This window comes from Oscillibacter valericigenes (genome assembly GCF_016902445.1).
Lineage (GTDB): Bacteria > Bacillota > Clostridia > Oscillospirales > Oscillospiraceae > Oscillibacter > Oscillibacter avistercoris.
This window is the reverse complement of record NZ_JACSNX010000001.1, coordinates 258510-279656: the sequence shown is the minus strand read 5'-3', so window position 1 is coordinate 279656 and position 21147 is coordinate 258510. Positions and strand designations below refer to the sequence as shown.

The 21147-nt window shown below is 63.0% G+C and carries 17 protein-coding genes; 8 read left to right on the top strand and 9 right to left on the bottom strand.

The annotated features are described in order from the left end of the window. Positions 1-60: 60 nt before the first annotated feature. The 4 genes from H9X91_RS01295 to H9X91_RS01280 all read right to left on the bottom strand — a co-directional run bounded on the left by H9X91_RS01295 (position 61) and on the right by H9X91_RS01280 (position 4264). Complete coding sequence (locus tag H9X91_RS01295; protein ID WP_204801727.1) at positions 61-1785, bottom strand: vWA domain-containing protein; 1725 nt, start codon at positions 1783-1785, stop codon at positions 61-63. Further along, positions 1785-2708, bottom strand: a complete 924-nt coding sequence (locus tag H9X91_RS01290) for an AAA family ATPase (protein ID WP_204801725.1) — start codon at positions 2706-2708, stop codon at positions 1785-1787. Before H9X91_RS01290 ends, H9X91_RS01295 begins: the two co-directional genes overlap by 1 nt. Before the next feature lie 111 nt (positions 2709-2819). Continuing rightward, on the bottom strand, positions 2820-3809 hold the full coding sequence (locus tag H9X91_RS01285) for a DUF4179 domain-containing protein (RefSeq protein ID WP_204801723.1): 990 nt from the start codon (positions 3807-3809) through the stop codon (positions 2820-2822). After that, the gene (locus H9X91_RS01280) at positions 3806-4264 is read right to left on the bottom strand and encodes an RNA polymerase sigma factor (protein WP_204801721.1); all 459 of its coding nucleotides are present in this window, start codon (positions 4262-4264) and stop codon (positions 3806-3808) included. Before H9X91_RS01280 ends, H9X91_RS01285 begins: the two co-directional genes overlap by 4 nt. A gap of 182 nt (positions 4265-4446) precedes the next feature. Here H9X91_RS01280 and H9X91_RS01275 point away from each other — a divergent pair, with 182 nt between their 5' ends. Next, positions 4447-5334: a helix-turn-helix domain-containing protein gene (locus H9X91_RS01275; protein WP_204801719.1), complete on the top strand. Its 888-nt coding sequence runs from the start codon at positions 4447-4449 to the stop codon at positions 5332-5334. Between the two features lie 54 nt (positions 5335-5388). On the opposite strand, the gene ygfK is transcribed toward H9X91_RS01275, so the two are convergent. Beyond that, a complete protein-coding gene (gene ygfK, locus H9X91_RS01270; RefSeq protein ID WP_204801717.1) occupies positions 5389-8340 on the bottom strand; it encodes a putative selenate reductase subunit YgfK in 2952 nt (983 codons plus the stop codon). A gap of 746 nt (positions 8341-9086) precedes the next feature. Beyond that, complete coding sequence (gene ssnA / locus H9X91_RS01265; RefSeq protein WP_204801714.1) at positions 9087-10430, bottom strand: putative aminohydrolase SsnA; 1344 nt, start codon at positions 10428-10430, stop codon at positions 9087-9089. Between the two features lie 320 nt (positions 10431-10750). On the opposite strand from ssnA, the gene H9X91_RS01260 reads away from it, so the two are divergent. The 3 genes from H9X91_RS01260 to trhA all read left to right on the top strand — a co-directional run bounded on the left by H9X91_RS01260 (position 10751) and on the right by trhA (position 14475). Next, a complete protein-coding gene (locus tag H9X91_RS01260) occupies positions 10751-11941 on the top strand; it encodes an immunoglobulin-like domain-containing protein (RefSeq protein ID WP_204801712.1) in 1191 nt (396 codons plus the stop codon). Positions 11942-12097: 156 nt separating this feature from the next. After that, entirely contained in the window at positions 12098-13504 is a 1407-nt protein-coding gene (locus H9X91_RS01255; protein ID WP_204801710.1) for an alanine/glycine:cation symporter family protein, read from the top strand. Between the two features lie 311 nt (positions 13505-13815). Next, positions 13816-14475 (top strand): PAQR family membrane homeostasis protein TrhA, encoded by a 660-nt coding sequence (gene trhA / locus H9X91_RS01250; protein WP_204801708.1) that lies wholly within the window; start codon positions 13816-13818, stop codon positions 14473-14475. Between the two features lie 331 nt (positions 14476-14806). On the opposite strand, the gene H9X91_RS01245 is transcribed toward trhA, so the two are convergent. After that, positions 14807-16177, bottom strand: a complete 1371-nt coding sequence (locus H9X91_RS01245; protein ID WP_204801706.1) for an ATP-binding protein — start codon at positions 16175-16177, stop codon at positions 14807-14809. Then, positions 16174-16869 (bottom strand): response regulator transcription factor, encoded by a 696-nt coding sequence (locus tag H9X91_RS01240; RefSeq protein WP_204801704.1) that lies wholly within the window; start codon positions 16867-16869, stop codon positions 16174-16176. The genes H9X91_RS01245 and H9X91_RS01240 overlap by 4 nt, the downstream gene beginning before the upstream one ends. A 152-nt stretch (positions 16870-17021) precedes the next feature. Here H9X91_RS01240 and H9X91_RS01235 point away from each other — a divergent pair, with 152 nt between their 5' ends. Genes H9X91_RS01235 through H9X91_RS01220 form a run of 4 tightly spaced genes read left to right on the top strand, consistent with a single transcriptional unit; the run spans position 17022 to position 20175 of the window. After that, on the top strand, positions 17022-17945 hold the full coding sequence (locus H9X91_RS01235) for an ATP-binding cassette domain-containing protein (RefSeq protein WP_204801701.1): 924 nt from the start codon (positions 17022-17024) through the stop codon (positions 17943-17945). Beyond that, positions 17929-18741, top strand: coding sequence for an ABC transporter permease (locus tag H9X91_RS01230; RefSeq protein WP_338111900.1), 813 nt, complete (start codon positions 17929-17931; stop codon positions 18739-18741). Before H9X91_RS01235 ends, H9X91_RS01230 begins: the two co-directional genes overlap by 17 nt. 13 nt (positions 18742-18754) lie before the next feature. Beyond that, complete coding sequence (locus H9X91_RS01225) at positions 18755-19564, top strand: ABC transporter permease (protein WP_204801697.1); 810 nt, start codon at positions 18755-18757, stop codon at positions 19562-19564. Beyond that, on the top strand, positions 19561-20175 hold the full coding sequence (locus tag H9X91_RS01220) for a hypothetical protein (protein ID WP_204801695.1): 615 nt from the start codon (positions 19561-19563) through the stop codon (positions 20173-20175). Before H9X91_RS01225 ends, H9X91_RS01220 begins: the two co-directional genes overlap by 4 nt. A gap of 143 nt (positions 20176-20318) precedes the next feature. Here H9X91_RS01220 and H9X91_RS01215 read toward each other — a convergent pair whose 3' ends face one another. Next, positions 20319-21146: an inositol monophosphatase family protein gene (locus H9X91_RS01215; protein ID WP_243414373.1), complete on the bottom strand. Its 828-nt coding sequence runs from the start codon at positions 21144-21146 to the stop codon at positions 20319-20321. Position 21147 lies beyond the last annotated feature (1 nt).

Genomic DNA, 21147 nt, shown 5'->3' with positions numbered 1-21147 from the left:
TGAAAAGGGAGCAGACACGGGGCGGGGACAGAACGTCCCCGCCCCGTGCGGAATGTGCAGCTACAGGCTGCGGATCTGATTTTGGATGAGGGCGCCCACGGTGTCCGCGAACTGGTCCAGTGAGCGGATGCGGGCGAAGTTCCGGCCGTAGATGGTGTGGGCGGCAGGCAGGTCGTCGTCCTTCCCGGTGAACACGCACATGACCTGGATGCCCTTGTAGGTCAGGGCCCGGATCTCCATGGCGGTGTTCTGGATGCCGTTGTCCCCGGCATAGTCCACAAAGGAACCGCCGTGATTCATCTGGATCACGTCGTTGGGCTTCACGTCGGAGAGCAGGATCACCAGCTTGTGCTCGCTGGGGGAGTCCTCCAGTCCCCGGGCCAGCGCCCGGACGGCCAGCCCGTCCCGGTTGCAGCCGGTGGTGAAGTAATTGAAGATCCGCTCATTTTTGTCGGTCTCAAAGTAGTCCCGGTAGCGGGTCACCACCGTGTAGCCGCTGAGAGAGCAGAAGGAGGACACCCGCACCGGGATATGGCAGCGGGTCAGGCTCTCGGCGATCATGTAGCCCTGGGCGGCCACCACCGCCTGCCGGTCGATCTGGGAACTGGAGGCGTCCAGCAGGATGTCCACCGACAATTCCCCGGGGTCCGACTGGAGGATGCGGGTGAACACCTTGTCGTCGTCCAGATACACGCCCCGCCAGATCCTGCCGGCGTCCAGAGCGCCGGAAGCGGCCCGGACCGGCGTGGGCTGGAGATAGGCCAGCATGGCGTTGCGGATGCGGGCGGTGAGGCGGCGGATGCTGGTGCGGTGGCGGGTGGCGTCCGCCTCGTAGGCCTGCCGATTCAGCTCCATCTGCCTCAGAGCGTTGCGCCGCTGGGCGGCCACATAGCCCTTGAGCTTCTCGTGGGTGTCGTCCCCGGTGGCGTAGTAGAGGTGGCAGCCCCGGTGCTCGTCCACACACAGCTCCTGCTCCAGGCCGGCCAGTTCCTGCTGGCTGTAGAGGGGCGCACCGAAATAGGCCCGCATGTACTTGCGCAGGGCCGCCTCCGTTTGGGCCAGGTTGTAGTCCGTCAGCCGCCGCTGGACCGGCATGGCATCCGGACCGCCGCCCTGGCCCTTCACCAGATGCTCGCCGAAGCCGTGGCCGAAGGCCCGGACAGAGGGCAGCAGGTCCGCCTCTGACCGGCGGCGGAAGGCAAAGAGGGGACGGTGCCGTTTTTTCGCCTCCGCCTCCTGGGCCTGGGTCTCGCCGGGGGTAAAATGAAAGTAGGTGTGGAGAAAGTCCAGGGCCCGGGCGGCAATGGCAGGACCGTCCAGATCCCCGGAGAACTCCAGCTCGTCCAGCATCCTGCGATCCCGGGGCAGCATGGCCGGATCCGGCTGGCCGAGAGCCCGGCGGAAGTGGGCGTTTTCCAGAACGGCCAGCAGATCCGAGGGGTCGGCGTTCTGGTCCAGGGCCACGGCCCGGCGGGCATAGCTCCGCCGCAGGGAGGGCAGCGCCGGCCGGTGGGGGGCCTCCCGCTGGTAGACGGCGTTCTCCAATCCCAGCCACAGCAGCTGCTCGAACAACTGCTCCCGGGCGCAGCCATGGAGGGCTTCAAAGAGCCCCTCGATGGTCTCCGCCCCGTAGTTTTTCCGCACGGCGCCGATGATGCTGTTCCAGTACAGGTCCGCCCGGCCGTCCTCGTCATAGGCCTTGAAATCCGGCTCGAAGGAGTAGTCGGCGGCGGCGTTCCAGATCAGGTTCCGGGCCCGCCGCTTCTCACTGTCCAGGATCTCCATCAGTCAAACACATCCCCCAGGTGGAGCTCCTCCGGCAGACGGGTGCGGATGACGTCCCGGACCAGCTGCCGCTCAAAGTCGTCGAAGGACTTGTTCACCAGGCCCAGGTCCAATGCCCGGTTGCCCTCCAGCCCTGTGCGCATCAGCCGCACGGCGGCCAGCAGGCCCCGCAGGTCCAGGGGCTTGGTGGACAGTTCTCCGCCGTCGCACTTCTTCTGAATATCCTGGAACAGTCCGGCGAACTGCTCGGCATAGGCATCCTTCAGGGCGGGGAACTCCCGCTTCAGCAGCTTCATCAGTCCCTCAGTGGTGATGGAGGGCATGTCGATCACAACGAAGCGGGAGGCCAGGGCCTCATTCAGCTCCCGGGTGCCGGCGTAGCCGTAGTTCATGGTGGCGATGAAGCGGGTGGCGTCGTGGAGGGGGATCCGCTCGTAGCCGGGCATGTCGATGGACCGGCGGAAGTCCAGCGTGGCATGGAGCACCGCCAGAGACTCGTTCTTGGCCATGTTGATCTCGTCCAGCACGCCGAAGCCGCCCACCTCCGCGCACTGGTAGATGGGGCCCTTGCGCAGTGTCACGGCGCCGTTTTCAAAGGTGTCCGTGCCCAGCAGGGTGGCGGCGTCCGTGTTGATGTAGAAGGACACGTTCCAGCTGGGGCGGCCGAACAGGGTGGCCAGATTTTCCGCCAGCACGTTTTTGCCGGTGGCCTTGGGACCCACCAGCAGCAGGTTCTCCCCGCAGAGGATGGCGGTGATGGCCTCCTCCCAGATGTCCTTTCCGTAATAGAGATACCGGGGGTCCGGGATCCGGCGCCGCAGGACCGGGTCCGCCTCCGGATAGGTGTCGCAAAACTTTTTGACCTCCGCCAGGATGTCCGGGCTGACGCCCTCATCCCGCAGGAATTCCAGCATGTCCAACATATGGTGAACCTCCCAAACCTTGCTGCCTCTATCATAGCATGATTCCAGAAAATGACAAGAGGAAATGAACGGCACCCGGGAATTTTCCCGGGTGCCGCTTGTGAAGAATCCTCAACGGGTGTTCTCCAGGGGAAAGGTCACCTGCCACAGACCCTCCGTCAGCGTGGTGGCGGTGTAGAAGTCGCCGTGGAGGGTATAGCCCGCCAGGTCCTCCGGCGGCACGTCAAAGAGGAAATCCTCATAGACGTCGTCACCGGGTACGGCGGTGTCGCTGCGGAAATAGACGCCGTGGCCCGTGCCCGCCTCTGCGCCTGCCGCGTCCTCCAGCCAGAGCCTGCAGTGGTTGTCCGTGCGGTGGATATCCCCCAGGCGGGCCTGCACGTGGAACGAGCCGTCCACGTATCCGGCGGCGGTGACGGCGATGCCCTCCGCCGGCTCTGCCAGGACCTCCCCCGGCAGCAGCATTGGGATCCCGTCCGCTCCGCTGCTGCTGGAATAGCCCTGGGCGGTTTCTGCCTCTCCGGCATAGTCCGCCAGATCCAGGTCCACGGCGACGCCCTCCAGCGCCTGCTTGCCCGTCAGCAGCTGGCGGACGGAGAAGGTCATCTTGCCGCCGGTGGGGATGGGGGAGCCGTCCAGGGTCTGCACGGTGCAGAGGAACGTGACGGCGCCGGCGGCCTCGTCCCAGGCGACACGCTCGCAGTGGCTGGACTGATCAAAAGGCAGGTGGAAGGAATAGCTGTCGAACAGGTCCGTGGCGGCGTCCACAGGGCCGCCGGAGAGGGTGATATACGCCTGGGCGGTGTCCCCCTCCACCCGGACGGCCGCCACCTCCATGGTGACGCCGCTGTCGGTGCAGGACATCCGCACCGGTTGGAACAGCTGGGCGACAGCGGGGGAGATCTGGTACAGAACATAATAGCCCATCTCCGACCGGACCGCCAGGGCAGGGGTGGCCAGCAGCACGGCGGCCGCGACGGCGATGGCGATCAGCCGCCTGGGAAAGCGGCGGCGCCTGGCCGGGGCCAGGGTCTTGCGGATCAGGTCCGGAGACGGGGCGACGGGCTCGTTCATCCGGCGGTAGGTCTCTGAAAAGTTCATAGGTCCTCCTTCAGCAGTTCCCGCAGTCTCTGCCGGGCCCGGGTCAGCTGGGCCCGGACAGTGGAGGGAGACCGGCCCAGGAGCCGGGCGATCTCCTCCGTCTGGTAGCCCTCGTAGTAAAACAGGTGGACAACGGCCCGGTATTTGCCGGGCAGCTGGGCCATGGCCTCGTCCACGGCGGACGCATCCGGGTCCGTGTAGGCGTAGACATCCTCCAGCGGGAGGGTCCGCCTCCGCCAGGGGGAGGCCAGCAGGCTTTTGGCGCAGTTGGCCGTCACCCGCAGGAGCCAGGCCCGCCGGTGTGCCTCGTTCAAAAAGTCCGGGGCGGAGTGGTGGAGCCGGAGAAAGACCTCCTGGAACACGTCGTCGGCGTCGCTGCGGGAGCGGGTCATGGCGTAGGCCAGCCGGTAGACTGCGGAGCCGTATTGCGCCACGGCTTCGGCGGTGTCGGGCATGTGATCACATCCTTCTGTCAAGAATACCCGGCAGGGGGCGGAATTGCTGCAAAAAGAGCAGAAAAATTTACTTTGGGGGAAATGTTGCGTTTGGTTGCGGCGGTGTCCGGCGGCCGTGGTGGATTTTCCCGGCGGCGTCTGATATGATGATGCCAGTGCGAAAGACTGGAGGAGGAAGGACTGTGACCTTTGGAGAGAAGCTGACCCGCCTGCGGAAGCGGGAGGGGCTGAGTCAGGAGGCCCTGGCGGAACGGCTGGGGGTATCCCGTCAGGCGGTGAGCCGCTGGGAGCAGAGCGCGGCCCTGCCGGACGCGGCCAAGCTGCTGCCCTGCGCAAAGCTGTTTTCCGTCAATGTGGAGTGGCTGCTGGACGATGCCCGGGGCTGGGAGGACCAGGCCCGCGTCCCGGAGACGGCGGTTCAAGGGGCAGCGGCCCCTGCCACGCACAGAGACCGGCCCTGGTATATCGCCGGCGGCATCGTCACCGGCGCGGGAGTTCTGGGTCTGGTAGCCATGGGGATCTTGAGCGCCGTCTTTCCGGCGGTGGTCTCCGAGGCCCCTGTGGGGGTGGAGTGGGTCCATGTCTACACCGGTCTCACCGGCTTTTTGAAGATGCACGGCGTGGAGTGGCTCTTCGCCCTGTGGGCGGCGGTGGGCCTGGCGGGGCTCTGGCTGCTGGCCCAGCCGTCTATCCGGAAGGGGAATCAGAAAAATTCCCGCTTCTCCCCCTGGTACGCCGCGGGCATAGCGGTAGCCCTGTACGGCGTTGGGCAGACCGCCTGGTACGTCCAGCAGGGCAAAATGCGGGATCTGCCCCTGCTGGCCCTCTTCCTGGCGGCGGCTGTCTGGTGCACGGCGCGGCAGTTTTGGCGGCTGGGCGGGGAACCGGACGAGGCCCGCCGGCGGCAGGAGCGGCTGCTTACCCTGCTCTACACCGCCGCCCAGGGGGTGATCCTCCTGCTGACGGCGGAGGCGGGCTTCGGCCTGGCGGCGCTGGTGCTCCACATCGGGGTGTATTTCCTCTGCGTGGGCGTGATGACCGGATGGCGGCCCGGCGGGCGGAAGAGCTGAACAGAAAAAGCAGGAGGCCGGTCTCCCGGCCTCCTGCTTTTGTGTTTGTTCCAGTTATCCCATCAGATAGGCGTACTTGGTCAGCACGGTCCAGATGAACACCTCGATGTCGGCGGGCAGGTCGTTCTTGGCGTCCAGATCCGCCTCGAATACCCTGCCATTCAGCCGCACCAGCACCTTCTTCCCGCCCAGGGGCAGGAAGCCGGAGTTGTGCACGCTCTCGTCAAAGCCCTCCCGGGTCAGGAACAGGGTGAACTTGTCCCGGTAGGGGGCGGAGTCATAGGGGCAGAACACGGCGCAGTTGCCGCACTCGTTGCACATCCGGTCCACATGGAGGATCTGCTGGCGGCCGTCCGGCAGCTCGATGACCACGTTGGCCCGGTTGGGGCAGACGTCGGCGCAGACCTGGCACACCACGTTGCAGGTCAGGCACCGATCCCCCTCGCACTTGGCGCTCTCGCAGAGGATGCCCTTCTTGGCGATGGACTCCTCCCGGGTGGCCACGGCCTTGCCGGGGATGGCGAACTTGTGGGCCTCGCCGATGACGGCATTGGCGAAATACTGGGCGTCGGCGATGCCCTCCACCACGGTGGCGGGGCCCCGCATGGCGTCGCCGCCGGCATAGACGCCCTCCAGGTTGGTCTTGAAGTCGGGGATGCCCTTGGCGTCCACAGTGATGCCGTTCTGAGTGAAGACCTCGCTCTCCACCTTCTCACCCACGGCGGAGATCACGGTGTCGCAGGGGATCTCCACCATCTCGCCGGTGGGGACGGGCTTCCGGCGGCCCTTCTCGTCCGGGTCGCCCAGCTTCATCTTCTCACAGACCAGCTTGCCGTCTTTCTGCTCCACGGGGGCCACCAGCTCCAGGAACTCCACGCCGTCGGCGATGGCCATCTCCAGCTCCTCCGCGTCGGCGGGCATATACTTCTTCGTCCGGCGGTACACCAGGGTGGAGGATTTTGCCCCCGCCCGCAGGGCGGCCCGGGAGGCATCCATGGCGGTGTTGCCGCCGCCCACCACGGCCACGTGGCCCAGGGAGACGTCCTTGCCCGCCTTCATATCCTTCAGCCAGCCGATGACCGGCACCACGTTGCCGGGGATGTCCAGCTTTCCGGCCTTCCAGGCGCCCACGGCGAAGAAAATGTGGGTGTAGCCCTGGGCCTTCAGCTCCGCCACGGAGGGGGCCTCGGTGTTCAGCTTCACCTCCACGCCCATCTTGAACATCAGCGCCACGTCGTGGTCGATGGCGTCGTTACTGATGCGGAAGGCGGGGATCACCTGCCGGACCACGCCGCCCAGGACGCCGGACCGCTCGAAGATGGTGACGGGGATGCCCGCCCGGCCCACGAAGTAGGCCGCGGCCATGCCGGTGGGGCCGCCGCCGATGACGGCCACCTTCCTCCCGTCGGTCACCGGGACGGGGGCCTTGATCTTGGCAATATAATCGTCATAGCCCCGCTCCGCCGCCACCAGCTTGGTGGCACGGATGTTCACCGGCTCGTCGTAGTAGTTTCGCATGCACTTCGTCATGCAGTTGTGGGCGCAGATGGTGCCGGTGATGAAGGGCAGGGGGTTCTTCTCGGTGATGAGCCGCAGGGCGGAGGCGTACTCGCCCTTCCGGCACAGCTCGATATACTCCGGGATGTCCTGATGGATGGGGCAGCCGTCCTTGCAGGGGGCGGTGAAGCAGTCCAGCAGGGGGACCTTGTCATACAGCTTCCGGCGGGGCAGGGGCTTGATGGCCTTCACATGGTACTTGTCGGACCGGGCCGCCAGGCTCAGGGCCTCGATGGCGGTCACATCCACGCCCTGGAAGGGCTTGAAGTCCAGCTGGTCCAGCTTGTCGCCGATCTGGGTGAACCGCTGGTAGCCGCCGGGCTTCAGCTCGGTGGTGGCCATGGTGATGGGCCAGATGCCGCAGGAAAACAGCTTATCCACGTTGAAGGCGTCGGCGCCGCCGGCGTAAGAGAGGCGCATCCTGCCGCCGAACTCCTTGGAGATCATGGCGGCCATGGTGGTGGTCAGGGGGAAGAGGGACTTGCCCGCCATGTACATCTCGGCGCTGGGCAGTTCCCCGGCCTTCACGTCCACCGGGAAGGTATTGGAGAGCTTCAGGCCGAATTCCAGGCCCTCCCGGTCCGCCAGGGCCTGGAGCCGGTGGAACATGGGCACCGCGTCGGCGTACTGCAGGTCCTCCTTGAAGTGGTGGTCGTCAAAGGCGATATAGTCGTAGCCCATGGAGTCCAGGATGGACCGGGCGGTCTCGTACCCCAGGATGGTGGGGTTGCACTTGACGAAGGTGTGCAGGTGCTTCTTCTCCAGCAGGTAGCTGGCGATCCGCTCGATCTCGTCCGGCGGGCAGCCGTGGAGGGTGGACACCGTGACAGACCCGGAGACGTGGGGGGTGATGGTGTCGATATAGGCGGCCTCACCGGGGAAGAACTCCTTCAAAACGGCGATGCACTCCTGGAAGATGGGCGTCTTGGAGGCGTCCGCCATGCCGTTTAAGAAGGTGTCGATCTTCTCGCCCTGGATGCCCGCCAGGTCATAGCCCACGGACATGTTGAACACGAACCCGTTGGGGTCGCCCAGGCCGTAGACCTTCGCCATGAGCTTCAGGGCGCACCAGGCCTTCACGTACTCCTCAAAGGCCTGCTGGACATACAGCTCCGTGGACCACTCGCAGTTGTAGCACTCGTCCTCCGCCAGGATGCAGGGGCGGTTGATGCAGGCGGCCAGGTCGGCGCCGTCCATCTTCTGGACGGTCTTCAGCTCAAAGAACCGGGCGCCGGCGAAATAGCTGGCGATGATGTTCTGGGCCAGCTGGGTGTTGGGGCCGGCGGCGGGGCCGAAGGGCGTCTCGATGGTCTCGCCGAAGATGGGGAGCTTTTTCACACCGGCCTTGTAGGGCTTGTGGACGCCGAAGACGGTGCCGTCCCGCTGATATTCAGTGGTGATCCAGGTCATCAATTCCCGGAAGGGGATGGGGGTCATCAATTCAGACATTGTTTTTCCTCCTCAAAAGAACTCCTAAAGTGGATAGACGCTGCTCCCGCAGGGGGCTGCTCCCACAGGGGGTGCGCCCCCCATTCTCTTTTTGGTTGCGCCAAAAAGAGAATGCGCCGCGCCCGGTGGAAGAGAAAAAGGCGCTTTGACGCGCTCCGGTGCAGTGGCCCTCCGCGCGACGGGGGTCGACGTATCGGTGCCTGCTCCGATTTGGGTTTACCTTCGGGCACGCTTGGGTCTTCTGCGAGTTTGCAGCTGCCGTCCCGTGGCGGATGGTGCCGACCGCGTCGGGGTGCAAGGACGCATTTGACCAGCTTCTCTTTCCGCGCGTTCCGCTTCGCTACGCGCTCCCTGGGCGGTCGTAGGGGCCGATGCCCTCATCGGCCCGTTGCGGAGGCGTCCATCAACCACCGGGCCAGCAGCAGCGAAAACCGGCGCAGAATGTATCCCAGACCTCCCCGGACTGGAAGTTTCCCCAAGGGCATCGCGTTTCCGTTCCTGACCGCCGCGAGGGACAGCCAACTATCCCCCGCCGGCGGCAGGAGGTCTGCGCTTGCGCAGACCGACCCGCCGAAGCGTTTTTTCTCTTTGGACCGTGCACGGCCCGTTTCTCTTTTGGCAAGACCAAAAGAGAAATGGGGGGTGCTTCTGCCCAGCCATCAGCATGGCTGTCATTCCCGCGTCCAATGGGACGCACCCCGCGGGCGGCAGATTGCCGCCCCTACGGCATCACAGGGCTGACCGTATCAATACTCTTTGTGGTTCAGCCGTCCCCACAGCCGCTTGCTGCTCTCCAGAATGTGGGCATTCACGGCCTCCTCGTCGATCTCCGTGAGAACGCGGTCACGCATCAAAATCCTGCCGTTGATCATGGTGGTCTGGCACTGCCGGCCCGTCATGCCGAAGAGCATATGCCCGTCGATGTTGGCGTCGGAGAAGGGGGTGAAGGGCTTGTAGTCCATGACGATCACGTCTGCCGCCGCGCCGGGCTTCAGCACGCCCAGGGTGGGGAAGCCGGTGCGCTCCGCCATCTTGGCGTTGTTGCGGAACAGCATGTCCGTCACCTCGCACCAGCCCACGTTGGGCATGCAGGCGTTGTGCCGCTGGGAGCACAGGGCCACCTTGATGGACTCCAGCATGTCGTTGGTATAGGCGTCGGTGCCCAGGCCGATGAGGATGCCCTTCTTGTAGAGCTGCAGCACGGGAGAGATGCCCACGGCGTTGCCCATGTTGGACTCGGGGTTGTTGACGCACATGGTGTCCGTGGCCTTGATGATGTCCATCTCCGCCGTGTTCACATGGATGCAGTGGCCCAGGATGGTCTTGGAGCCCAGGATGCCGTGGTCCTGGAGCCGCTGGACCGGCCGGCGGCCGTAGTTCTGCAGGGAGTCGTACACGTCGTTCATGCCCTCGGACACGTGGATGTGATAGCCCACCCGGCCGTTGTTGGCGGCGACCATCCGGTCAAAGGTCTTGTCGGAGATGGTGAACAGGGCATGTCCGCCGAACATGGCCTTCAGCATGTCGCTGGGATTCTGCTCGCAGTAGTCGATGAAGTCCTTGTTCTCCTGCACGGACTGGAGGGATTTCTCCTCCCCGTCCCGGTCGCTGACCTCGTAGCAGAGGCACGCCCGCATGCCGAACTCCTTCGTCACCTCGGCGATCTTCATCAGGGAGCCGGGGATCTCGCAGAAGCTGGCGTGGTGGTCGAAGATGGTGGTGACGCCCTGCTTGATGGAGTCGATCACCAGCGCCTGGGCGCTGGCCTTGGTGGCCTCCAGGTCCAGGTTCCGGTCGATGTACCACCACTGGCCGTCCAGCACCTCGTAGAAGCTGGTGGGGTTGTATCCGTCGATGGAGAGGCCCCGGGCCAGAGCGGAGTAGATGTGGGTATGGGCATTGATGAGTCCCGGCATGATGACGCCGCCCCGGGCGTCTACAAATTCCGCCTGGGGGTACTTGGCCTTCAGATCGGCGGTGGTGCCCACCTCCACGATCTTGCCGCCGTCGGTGACCACGCCGCCGTCCGGCAGGTAGCCCACGCCTTCCGGGTCCCGTGTGATGACCTTGCCGTTTGCCAGTAAAATCATAAAAAGACCTCCTTTTGTCCCTGTTGATGGTTCGGTAAAAAGAAAAGGCGCTTCAAACCGACCTTGGCTTGAAACACCTATCAAAAGACCGGAATGATAGGTGTCAGCCCGTGCGCGCAGCACTACGTTGCAGCTATCATTCTTCCCTTGTACTTGTATTTTACCGGAGGTTCCGCTAAAATGCAAGCAGGGAAGCTCAAAAATTTTCAGATGGATTTTGTGTAGTTTGCTGGAAGGCGGCGGAACTTATTTCCGGCAGTTTCGTCTATACCGGAAGAGAGACGGGCGAAGTGCGGTACAGAATGAAGGGGGATATGGAGATGAAGCGAATTTGGATCTGCCTGCTGGCGCTGCTGGTGCTGGCGGGGTGCGGCGATCCCGGCGATGTTGCCGTGACAACGGTATATGAAACAGATGACCCGCCCCGCGCCACCCTGACTGCGGAGCGGGATGCCTACGACCCGTCGGTGGAGACGGTGTGGTGCGTCCTGTCCTATGAAGGGGAGGGGGAACCTCTGGAGTATGGGGCGTCCTATTGGCTGGATGTGCGGGAAGAGGACGGCACCTGGACCCAGGTGCCGCTGGCGGAGAACACCGGATGGGATGCCGTGCTGTACACCCTGCCATCCGGTGAAAAACAGGCGTTTCCCTGCTCTCTGTCCATGTTTGACTACGACTTCTCCGGCGGCGGCACGTTCCGCGTCGTCAAAGAGATCGGGGACCAGACCCTGACGGCGGAGTTCACCCTGACCGATGGTGCGGCCATCTCCGCGGAGACCCCCTACGGCTTCGGCCCCATGGAGGATCTGCCGGAGAACTGGGACACGGCGGAGGCTGCCGCCTCCGGCGCCGTGGTGTTCACGGAGGCGGGGATGGAGAACGCAGACGCGGCGGAGACCTTCCTGCAGAAGGTCTCCCTGGGCATCCCCAGCCAGCTGCGGACACTCCAGAACTACTACGAGAGCTGGCCCATGCTGATCGACGTGATCTATGAGAACGACAGCTTCCGCTGGCGGATGCGCACCGGCGGGGAGATCACGGAAAAGCGGTTCTCCTACGTCGTCACCGACGGGACGGACGTGTACCTCTCCAACGGCGCGGACTGGGACAGCACGGAGCGGTATGACAGCGACAAGGCCTTCCTGCTGCCCTCCGGCTCCGGCGGGGACCTGGTGCCCAGGGCCCAGGAGCTGATGGCGGACCAGACGGCGGGAAGCACCGTCCGGTACCGGATCTGGTCCGCTGACGGCGTCTGGGACGCCTCCCTGACGGAGACGCCCACGGAGTTCGGTGTGGGCTGGCAGAGACCGGGGGAGGGCTCCTCCGGCAGCCTGTACGACCTGGGGGACTGGTATGACGAGGCGCCGGCCATCACCGATATCGCCTGGCAGGCGGACGGGACGCTGCGCCTGACCTGCCGCCTGGAGGCCGGCGGTGTCCAGACCTTTGATTTCGACCCGGAGACCGGGTATCTGACAGAGGCGCTCTGCGGCTATCCGGCGGCGGAGTGAGGAAAGCGGAGGGACAGAATGCCCCTCCGTTTTCCTTTTTGCTGCTGGAAGCGGAATTTGGCCATTGACAATGCTGCAAAGGTTCTGATATTCTAATCAGGCTGACAGAAGAGATCAAATGCGATACAAATATGAACAAAGGAGAGAGATGCACACATGCTGGGAGACATGATCGCCGCCCTGAGCAACTTTATGTACACCTACCTGCTGGTGATCCTGCTGGTGGCCGCAGGACTGTTTTTCACGGTCCGCAACCGCTTTCCGCAGCTGCGGCTGCTGAAGGAGTCCATCCGTGTGGTGGTGGAGCGGCCGGAGAAGGAGGGGAGCGTGTCCTCCTTCCAGGCGCTGATGGTGTCCACAGCGTCCCGGGTGGGCACGGGCAACATCATCGGCGTGTCCGTGGCCATCTGCGTGGGCGGCTACGGCGCCGTGTTCTGGATGTGGCTCATCGCCCTGCTGGGCGGCGCCACGGCGTTTACCGAGTCCACCCTGGCCCAGATCTACAAGCGCCGGAACCCGGAGACCGGCGAGAGCTACGGCGGCCCCGCCTACTATATCGAGGCGGCCCTCCACAGCAAGCCCCTGGCGGTGCTGTTCGCCCTGAGCCTCATCGCCACTTACGCCGGCGGCTTCAACATGCTCTGCTCCTATAACCTCCAGTCCACCTTCTCCGGCTACGGTTTCTACAATCCGGAACTCACCCCCTGGATCATCGGCGGCGTCGTGGCCCTGCTGACCGGGTATTGCGTCATGGGCGGCGGCAAGCGGATCATCGCCTTTGCCTCCACGCTGGTGCCCATCATGGGCGGATTGTACGTGCTGGTGGCCCTGGTGGTCATCATCATGAATCTGGGGCTGATCCCCCAGGTGTTCGGCCGGATCTTTGCCGGGGCCTTTGATTTCCAAGCCATCTTTGCCGGCTTCACCGGCTCTGCCGTGATGCAGGGCGTGAAGCGGGGCCTCTTCTCCAACGAGGCCGGCGTGGGCTCCGCACCCAACGCCGCCGCCTCCGCCAACGTCTCCCATCCCGTGAAGCAGGGCCTGGTGCAGATGCTGTCCGTGTTCCTGGACACGCTGGTGATCTGCTCCGCCACTGCCTTCATGCTGCTGTGCTCCGGCGTGGAGCCCACGGCGGAGATGCAGGGCGCCCCCTATGTGCAGCAGGCGCTGTCCGCCTCCTTTGGCACGCTGGGGCCCGTCTTCATCACCGTGGCCATGGTGCTGTTCGCCTTCACCACCCTGATCGGCAACCTGTACTACGTGGACAACGCCCTGGCTTTCCTGCTGGGCCATGTGCCCTCCAAGCGGTTCATGGTGGTGTTCCGGCTGGTGGCCATGGGGCTGATCTTCCTGGGCGCCGGGCTGACGCTGGATCTGGTGTGGAACCTGTCCGACGTGCTGATGGGCATCATGGTGCTCATCAACATCCCGGTGATCGCCATCCTGTCCCGTCCGGCGGCGGCTGCCCTGCGGAATTACACCCGGCAGCGGAAAGAGGGGAAGAACCCGGTCTTCCGGGCTGCGGACATCGGCCTGAAGGAAAAGACCGACTACTGGAACTGAGTTCGTTTCAGCGGCTGGGCCGCTGAAACGAGAGGAGATCACATGGCGGAAGGACCTCGATTTCTTGCGAAAAAGTCGGCCCTTCCGCCATGCAAGGTGTCCTTTCCGACGCGCATGTCGCCGGAAAGGACGGATTGCATTTGGATTCCTGCGGCTGCGGCCGCAGGAATTTTTGCGTGGAATGGAATGGTCACAGAAAATTTACATATACTACTTGAAATGAATTCATATAGCGTGTAATATAGTATTGAAAACCAGATTAAAGGATATGGACGGCGACATGCCGGATTTCAAGAAGGAGAGACCATTCCATGCGCAAACTGTTTGCAAAGGCCCAGGACCGGGTCAGCTGTGAGACCCACGCCTTCGGCGCGGCGGCCGCCCTGTGCGGGGCGCTGGTGTATGTGCTGCGGGGGATGTGGACGGACGCCGCCGTGCCGGCGGTGGCGGCGGCCATGTGCTTCTGCCTGTCCATGGCGGCGCTGTACGCCGCCAGCGCCGTCTACCACTACTATCCCGGCACCGCCGCCAGCGGCGGGGTGAAGCGGATGCTGCGGAAGATGGACCACAGCATGATCTACGTGCTGATCGCCGGCAGCTACACGCCCTTCTGCGTGGTGCTGCTGCCCCAGCCCAAGGGGACCCGGTTCTGCCTGATCCTCTGGGGCGTGGCGCTGGCGGGGGTGCTGGCCAAGATGCTGTGGATCAACGCCCCCCGGATGCTGTCCACGGCGGTGTACCTCATCATGGGGTGGTCCGTGGTGTTCGTGGCAAGGGACTTTGCCGCCCTGGGCCAGCCCTGCCTGACACTGGTGGCCATCGGCGGCATCTGCTACTCCGTGGGGGCGGTGTTCTACGCCGTCAAAAAGCCCAACATCTCAGCGGAGTGGACCTTCCACGAGCTGTTCCACCTGCTGATCCTGGCGGGGTCCTTCTTCCACTACCTGGCGGTGTACCTGTACGTGCTGTAAACAAAGAGGTGAGGAAAGATTTTTTTGCATAATCTCCGTTCATTTTGCGTTGTTTTCGCTCCATTCCACTTGCTTTCCGGCACTCTTTGAACGTACTGCCTCCATATACTCCACGCCGCTCTGTGGCTGAAAATGTGGTCAAAAAATTCTCCCGTCCTTTACCGATGACAGCTCATCGGCAAAGGACGGGAGATATTTTCTGCCTCTGCTCCTTGTATGGAACACTAATAAAGAGGAACAGGAAAACTATTTTGACTTTGCCATCAACTCAAAATTTAAGGGGCAGTAAACAATAAAAAGCCCTGCCCGTCGCATCAGAGCGGAGGATATCTTAAATGTGTCTCCCGTTTGAGTTTTCGGAGAAGAAGACGAGAACCTCCAGTCCATGCGGTACAGCCTGCTGGAACTGCACCGTCCCACCGTGGGCCTTCACAATCTGCCGCACCAACTTGAGGCCCAGGCCGTGTTCCCCGCTCTGGGTACTGGAGACATCCGTTTCCTGGTTCAGCGCCTCCAGCCGGACATCATCCATCCCCACGCCATCATCGGCCACTGTGCAGGTGCATCGCCCATCCTCCGCGCCCACCGTAACAGAGATATGGCACCCCTGGGGATTGTGGACGATGCTGTTGCGGATCAGATTGTCCAGCATCCGCCGGAGAAGGGCGGTATCGCCCTCCATCCGGGCCGCACTGCCAGGATGCTCCTCGGAAAATGCAATCTCAAACTGTTCTGGCAGGCCGCTGTTGAGCACCTCGCTCACCGCCTGCCGCCCGATCTCCGCCAGATCCACCGTCTCCCGGCGGATGGGCTGGAGGGCGTACTCCAGCTTGGTGGTCAGGTTCAGATCCTCTACCAGAGATTTCAGACGCTCCCCCTGCTGCCGGATCATCCCGGCCTGGTGACGGGCCTCGGTTGGGAGCGCGTCGTCGTCCTCCAATTCACTGGCGTATCCCAGCACCATGGAGAGTGGGGTGCGGATGTCGTGAGATACCCCACGGATCCACTCCGCCCGGGTGTTGTCCTTCTGCATCAGGTAATCCCCGGCCCGGTTTAGCCCCGCGTTGATCTCCGCCAGTTCCCCGCGCTCGTCCAGGGGCTGGTAGCTGCCCCGGCTCAGGTCTTGGATGCCCCGCAGGATGGGGGACATGGCCTTCTCCACCCGGCGGGTGTTCCGAAGCATCAGGAAGACCATCAGCAGCAGGTTGAACACAAAGACCGCAATGGCCCCCACCAGGAACATCATCAGGGAGGGAGTCTCCATGGAAAAGTAGTACTTCACCAGAGTGTCCGGTTGGAATCCCACCACCATCAGGGCGCCGTCCTCCCGGCTCCACACTTTCACTGGATAGTCCTGGAGATACCAGCGGCTGAAGGAGGCCACCTGAGCGCTGGTGTAGGACCGGGGCAGTTCCTCCGGCAGGTCCTGCTCCCAGACCACAGTACCGCTCTCATCCAGGAGCATGGCCCAGGCGTCATGCTCCCGCAGCAGGGCCAGTGCCGTGTCGTCTGCCGTCCAGACGCCGCCCTGCTCCGTCACATGGCTGGAGACCGACCGGACAGATAATCCGTTGTCTGTCCCGCTCATGTATCCGGCGACCATAACGCTCAGAACCAGCGCGATGTTGACCACGAAGAACAGCGCCAGAATGCCAATGGTAGAGAAAATGTAGCGACGGAAAAAACGCTGCACTGGATTCACGACTTCGCTCCCTTCAAATTGAGCCGGTAGCCCAGCCCCTTGGCCGTCACCAGAGAGACCGGCTTGGAGGGATTTGCCTCGATCTTCTCCCGCAGGTGGCGGATATGGGTCGAGAGGGTGCTCTCGTAGCCCTGCCAGAACTCCCCGCAGATCGTCTCGCACAGGATGCCGGTGGTGACGATCCGGCCGGCATTTTCATAAAGTTTCTCGAACAACTGCAATTCCTTTGCCGTTAAGGGCGTCCGTTCGCCGTCCTTCCATACTTCGGCCTTCTCCAGGTCTACCGTGGAGGTTGCCAGTTCCACCCTCCGGTTCGGCTCCGGGTAAGTCCGATGGAGAATGGCCCCCACCCGGAGCAGCAGTTCCTTGGGCAAAAAGGGCTTGGGAAGATAGTCGTCCGCCCCGATCTCCAGCCCCTCGATGCGATCCTCTGCCTCGCCCCGGGCGGTGAGCATCAGGACGGGCACGCGGCTGGTACGGCGGATCTCCCGCAGGACCTCGAAACCGTCCATCCCCGGCATCATCACATCCAGGACGATCAGCGCCGGCTGCTGCTCCCGCCAGACCTGGAGGGCCTCCGGGCCGGAGGAGGCGGTCACGAGATCGGTGTAGTCTGCCCGCCGGAAGATGGAGCACAGCATCTCCAGAAGATCCCGGTCATCGTCTACCAATAAGATTTTATACTCCATCATGGGACACCCCCTTCCTTTGCCCATATTATACCGCTAAAATGTCGGCCTGCCCATGCCCTCCGCAAAATCTCAGAGAAAAATTAAGGTTGGCTCAGCGTTATCTCAAGGTGCGGGTGCTATCCTGTTGCTACCAAGCAAAGGAGGTACCGCTTATGAGCGACTGTATCATTGAAACCAAGGGCCTGACCAAACGGTATGGGGAGCAGGTCAGCGTCTCCAACCTGGATCTCCATGTGCAGAAGGGACGCATTTACGGCCTCTTGGGGCGCAACGGGGCGGGCAAGACCACCACCATGAAGATGCTCCTGGGGCTGACCGCCCCCACATCCGGCACAGTGTCCCTCTTCGGCCGGCCGCTGAAGGGGAACGAGAAGGGCATCCTGCCCCGCATCGGCAGCCTCATCGAGTCCCCGGGGTTCTACCCCAACCTGACCGGCACAGAAAACCTGCAGATCTTCGCCCGGCTCCGGGACCTCAAGAGCCCCAACTACATCAAGAGCGCGCTGGAGCTGGTGAACCTGCCCTACCGGGACAAGAAACGCTACGCCCAGTACTCCCTGGGCATGAAACAGCGGCTGGCCATCGCCCTGGCGGTGATGCACGACCCGGAGCTACTGATCCTGGACGAGCCCATCAACGGCCTGGACCCCATCGGCATTGCCGAGGTGCGGGACTTCATCCGGGCGCTGTGCGACGAACGGGGAAAGACCATCCTGCTCTCCAGCCATATCCTCTCCGAGATCGCCCTGCTGGCAGATGACATTGGGATCATCGACCACGGCGTCCTCTTGGAGGAGGAGAGCCTGGCGGAGCTGGAGCAGAAGAACGGGAAGGTCCTCCGGTTCACCGTGTCCAATGCACCGGTGGCCGCCCAGCTGCTCCAGCAGGAGATGGGCGTGCGGGATGTAGCTGTGGAGAACGGGCAGGAACTGACCGTCCGGGATCTCCGCTTGGACACCGGCGCGGCGGTGCGGCGGTTTGTGGAGGCGGGGCTGGTGGTGTCCGACGCACACCTCTATGAGGACCCCCTGGAGGACTACTTCAAGCGCATCACAGGGGGTGAGGGCATTGCTTAAACTCCTGTGGTGTGAGTTTGCCAAGCTGCGGCGAAAGCCCCTGTTCTTCGCCGCCGCTGCTGTGTCCGCCCTGATCCCCCTGGGGTGCGCCCTGTTCCTGCCGGACTTCCAGGAGTTCACCAGCGGGGCCGAGGCGGTGGACGGCATGATGTCCACCCTGTTCCAGATGAGCGCCTACCTGCTGCTCATGCCGGCCCTGGTGGTGCTGGCCTCCAACCTGCTCTTTGAGGAGCAGGACAACGACACACTGAAGAACCTGATGACCGTGCCGGTGGGCAAACCGGCCCTGGCCCTGGCAAAGATGGTCCTGCTGTTTCTCTTTTCCATCGCCTTCATGGCGGTGGGGGGCCTGGTGATCCTGCTGATCGTGCTGGCCGCCGGGTGGGAGCCGGTGGGCTTCTGGCGGCTCTTCTTTGTAGGCGTCGGCCAGGGGATCATGATGTGGGCCGGGGCCCTGCCCTGCATCCTGCTGGTGGTGTTGCTGAACCGGAGCTATATCGTCTCCGTCATCATCACCTTTTTCTACACCTCTGTCAACTACATCTTCGGCCTCAATGACCTTTTTATCACCCAGCCCTTCGGCCTGAACCTGGGGACACTGCTGCCCGGCCCGCTGACCTTCCGATGGTACTTCCAGTATCTCGATTTTTCCAATGCCGGCGCCGAGATGCTGGGACTTTTGGAGCGAGTCAGCCCCTATTTCGTCACCACCGCTCAGGCGTTTCTGGTGACCGGAGCAGAGGCCACGGTGTTTCTGGCCCTGATCGCGCTGGTCTACAAGCGCCAGGGCGTTTGAGGAGGTGTTGCGTATGTGGAAGATGATTCAAACAGAGTGGTGGAAGCTGCGGCGGTGCCAGATCCTGCTGGTGGGCATTGTGGCCCTGGCCCTCTGTCCGGTGGTGCAGTACGGCACCCAGCTGATTGTGAACCCGGAGATCCGGGACCCCAACTATGATATGCTCCACCTGTTTTCCAGTGTAGTGTGGGGCAACACCCAGGTGTTTCTCCCCATCTCCCTGGTGATGATCGGCGGGTGGCTGATCGACCGGGAGAATACCCACGATACCATGAAGAACCTGCTCACCGTCCCGGTGTCCTATCCAAAGCTCCTTGGGGGCAAGCTGGCGGTCACCGCTCTGCTGTCCCTGCTGTTTGGTCTCTACAGCGTGGCGGTGACGGTACTCACGGGGACACTGGCGGGCCTCCCGGGGCTGACGCCTGGAGTGATCCTCCAGCAGGGTGGACAGGTGGTGGCCGCGGCACTGACCACCTTCCTGGTCTGTATGCCCATGATTTTGATTTTCGGGCAGATGCGGGGCGCCTATCTGGGCGGCTCCATCCTGACCTTTTTCCTGGGATACTGCATTTTGTTCTTTAAGAGCGGGTTCCTGCTCTCCGCTTACCCCTTCTCCGCGGCGCTGGTGCTGGCCGGCTTTGATATGCAGGAGTACAACGGTGCCACCGAGGCACCCAGCATCCCGCTGGCCCTCCTGGGTATGGCGGCGGTCATCGGTTTGACGGCGGCCATTCTGATGCTTTCCCGACCCAGCAGCAAGGCCGGGAGTACGAAAAAGAAAAGGGCCGGCGGCCGCCGGCAGGCAGGGAGGAGAACACGATGAAAGAAAACCGAAAGAGATGGGCACTGCTTCTGACCTGCGGCCTGCTCTGCGCCCTGCTGCTGTCCGGCTGTTCCGGTATGATGCAGTCACTGGCGGATGGGACGGATGCGGTATTGGGTGGCTTGGCAGAAGGGACAGACCGGGTCGCCGGTGCGCTGGCGGATATGACAGATGCAGCCCTCGGTGCCGCCGCTGACGCGACAGGTGACTCGGTAAAAGACGCCCTTGTGGGCGCCTATGGTTCCCTGATGGATGCCGCCGGCTCCTGGGCGCTGACACCGGACCGCTCCCTGCAGGGGGAGCGGGTCCGGGGTGAGGATGGCTACACCGGCACTTATGAGGCCGGCTACGAGGACTTTTCCGGCACGGAACTGCTCTTTGGCGGCACCACCCTGGACCGGGCGGCCGGGAGCACGGTAGAGATCTCCTGCTCTCTCCACATCGAGGAGGGCGAGGCCGCCGTCTTTCTATGCTCCGGCGGGGAGGACCCGGTGGTCCTACTGTCCGAGAGCGGGGACTATGCCTCCACCATCGAGGTGGGCGGCCGCAGCACCTATATCGGCGTCTGGGGCGAGGAAGCAAACGGGAGCGTATCCATTCAGATTGATTGATCCGCCGGGCGACGTCATAAGGAAAGAGCTGCTGTATAGCAGCTTTTTGTCAGGTGCTGAAAGCGGCGGCTTTGATTCAATCAAAGCCGCCGCTTTCGTATCGAAATATCAGGGCCTGCCCTCTTATTTATAGCAGGCTATCGTCATACACAGAGAATGCGGTTTTTCAGCTCCACGGCATTGAGCGCAAGCACCGTGCTTTTCTGACCCAGGGGCAGTTCGTCCCCATCCACCGTGAAGATCGCGCCGCCGGCCTCCGCCAGGATGATCCGCGCAGCGTTGTGATCCCATGGAGAGGATCGCATGGTTACAAACAGATCTGCCCGGCCTGCGGCCACTTCACACAATTCCAAGGCCACGGAACCCAGACAGCGGACGCCCCGAACCTTCCGGGAGAGCCGGATCATCCGCTCCTGGTAGGGATGGGGTTCCAAAAAGGTGTATTGCAGGCCCGGCGTTGTCAGCAGCAGTTCCGAAAGCTCCCGCCGGCCGGAGGTGTGGATCAGCGTCTGATTCTGCCATGCGCCGCCACCGTGCCTGGCCCAGTATAGCGTCTTGCGTTCTACATCCAGCACCAAGCCGAACAGCGGGGTACTTCCCTCCCAGCACCCCACGGAGATGGCATAGTTCTGGTGTTGATTGATAAAATTCGTGGTCCCGTCGATGGGATCAATATACCAAGTAACAGCTCCGGTGCGATGCGCCTCCGGCGGATACTCCTCACCCACGATGGAGTCCTGGGAGAAGGCTGTCAGTATTTCATTTCGCAGCAACTGTTCGATTCTGCGATCCCAACGGGTGACCAAATCCTGATGGCCCGTCTTTTGACAAATTTCTGCATTTTCCAAACTGCATTGCCGCAGGATGTTGCCGGCGTTTTGAACAACTTCTACAGCGACATTGAATCTGTCCATCCTCCACCTTCTTTCCTCTGTTTGATTTATAAAACCATATTCCTTGTGGCTTGTCAAG

What these genes read in the sequence shown, in the direction of transcription:
- H9X91_RS01220 (WP_204801695.1), top strand. Translation starts at nt 19,561, where the DNA reads ATGAAAGAAAACCGAAAGAGATGGGCACTGCTTCTGACCTGCGGCCTG.
- H9X91_RS01255 (WP_204801710.1), top strand. Translation starts at nt 12,098, where the DNA reads ATGCTGGGAGACATGATCGCCGCCCTGAGCAACTTTATGTACACCTAC.
- H9X91_RS01260 (WP_204801712.1), top strand. Translation starts at nt 10,751, where the DNA reads ATGAAGCGAATTTGGATCTGCCTGCTGGCGCTGCTGGTGCTGGCGGGG.
- ygfK (WP_204801717.1), bottom strand. Translation starts at nt 8,340, where the DNA reads ATGTCTGAATTGATGACCCCCATCCCCTTCCGGGAATTGATGACCTGG.
- H9X91_RS01280 (WP_204801721.1), bottom strand. Translation starts at nt 4,264, where the DNA reads ATGCCCGACACCGCCGAAGCCGTGGCGCAATACGGCTCCGCAGTCTAC.
- H9X91_RS01235 (WP_204801701.1), top strand. Translation starts at nt 17,022, where the DNA reads ATGAGCGACTGTATCATTGAAACCAAGGGCCTGACCAAACGGTATGGG.
- H9X91_RS01290 (WP_204801725.1), bottom strand. Translation starts at nt 2,708, where the DNA reads ATGTTGGACATGCTGGAATTCCTGCGGGATGAGGGCGTCAGCCCGGAC.
- H9X91_RS01240 (WP_204801704.1), bottom strand. Translation starts at nt 16,869, where the DNA reads ATGATGGAGTATAAAATCTTATTGGTAGACGATGACCGGGATCTTCTG.
- ssnA (WP_204801714.1), bottom strand. Translation starts at nt 10,430, where the DNA reads ATGATTTTACTGGCAAACGGCAAGGTCATCACACGGGACCCGGAAGGC.
- H9X91_RS01225 (WP_204801697.1), top strand. Translation starts at nt 18,755, where the DNA reads ATGTGGAAGATGATTCAAACAGAGTGGTGGAAGCTGCGGCGGTGCCAG.
- H9X91_RS01285 (WP_204801723.1), bottom strand. Translation starts at nt 3,809, where the DNA reads ATGAACTTTTCAGAGACCTACCGCCGGATGAACGAGCCCGTCGCCCCG.
- trhA (WP_204801708.1), top strand. Translation starts at nt 13,816, where the DNA reads ATGCGCAAACTGTTTGCAAAGGCCCAGGACCGGGTCAGCTGTGAGACC.
- H9X91_RS01295 (WP_204801727.1), bottom strand. Translation starts at nt 1,785, where the DNA reads ATGGAGATCCTGGACAGTGAGAAGCGGCGGGCCCGGAACCTGATCTGG.